This window comes from Amycolatopsis sp. NPDC058340 (assembly GCF_042723975.1).
GTDB lineage: Bacteria > Actinomycetota > Actinomycetes > Mycobacteriales > Pseudonocardiaceae > Amycolatopsis.
This window is the reverse complement of the sequence record NZ_JBHXIB010000063.1, coordinates 43,934-45,119: the sequence shown is the minus strand read 5'-3', so window position 1 is coordinate 45,119 and position 1,186 is coordinate 43,934. Positions and strand designations below refer to the sequence as shown.

Sequence of the window (1,186 nt, the reverse complement as noted above, 5' to 3'; positions counted from 1 at the left end):
GGGCCGGCCGCCGGCCCCCGCTCCGTGCTTTCCAAAAGAAAATTACCCATGTTTTATGTTCCTTATGGTGGCTTCCCCCACGTCCAGCACGGTCGATCAAGCGGCTCGACCGCGGGCAAGGGCGGCTCGATGGGCCGCGACGAGCTCGGCGGCCACCCGCTCCGGTTCCGTTCGCAAGCGGCTGGGCAAGGTCTGGAGGACCATGATCCCGGCGGCCGCGTACCTCGCGTTTCTCGCCACCGTCGCCGCGTATTGTTGCTTGCCGAAGTGGAAGTCGTACGAATCGATTTCCCAAGCCAGTCCGACCGCTGCGAAGTAGCCGTCGGCGGTCGCGATGTACTCACCGTTTTCATCCCGCAACTCGTGATTCCACAAGGGTTCCGGCAAACCGGTCATCCGCCAGACCTTCATCGCGTCGACCTCCGCGGCCGAGCGGGCACCGTCGACGATCCGGTGCAACACCTCACGCGGGATCGCGGTGCCGCGGCTGCTCCCGGCGTCGAGTTCGGCGAACAGCTCCGGAAGGCTCGCACCCCGTTGCACCGCGTCGGCCAGCAAAGCCGAAACATCCTGGCGCGAGCCGAGGCGACGACAGCAGTCGAGTATCGACCGGACCAGCGGCGCCAGCGGCACTCCGTCGATCACGATCGGCTGCGGCAGCCGGGTCGTGCGTTCGACGATCACGTGCCCGGCACTGCCGACTTTGTGCTCGAGCGGAACCAGAAGGTGGACGAGAAAGGGCTGGTCCGGCAGGTCCCGTAACCCCTGCCGCCGGCAGGAGACCACCCCTGTCACCACCGCGTCCGGTCCGGCGTACAGGAGCGCGGCATCGATCAATTGCCGACGCGTAGGTCTCCCGGAACTCAGCAGCACGACACCTGGCAACAACCGTTGCCACGGTTTCCCTGGACGGCACCGGCGATAGCAGGTCATGGACGGAACGCCGAGTTCCTCGAGCCGAGCGACGGTGACCACGCCGCCACGGCTGTGTCGATAGAGCCCTTCGGGGTCACGGGCCCAGTCTCCGGTTTTCACCCCATGATCGTCGGCGCCGCTACCGATCGCGCGCCAGACCGATCCGGCGCCCTGTGGACAACTCGCCACATCAGCCCCACTGTGGATAACTCCCGGGACGTTGGGGAAGCCACAATAACGAAGGAGTAATTTTGGGGAGTGGGGTGTGGAA

The 1,186-nt window shown here is 65.8% G+C and carries 1 protein-coding gene; it reads right to left on the bottom strand.

Features of this window, described 5'->3' with window-relative positions:
• Positions 1 to 96 precede the first annotated feature (96 nt).
• The coding region (locus tag ACFWIW_RS37760) for a hypothetical protein (RefSeq protein WP_378372870.1) at positions 97 to 1,186 on the bottom strand (1,090 nt) is incomplete at its 5' end.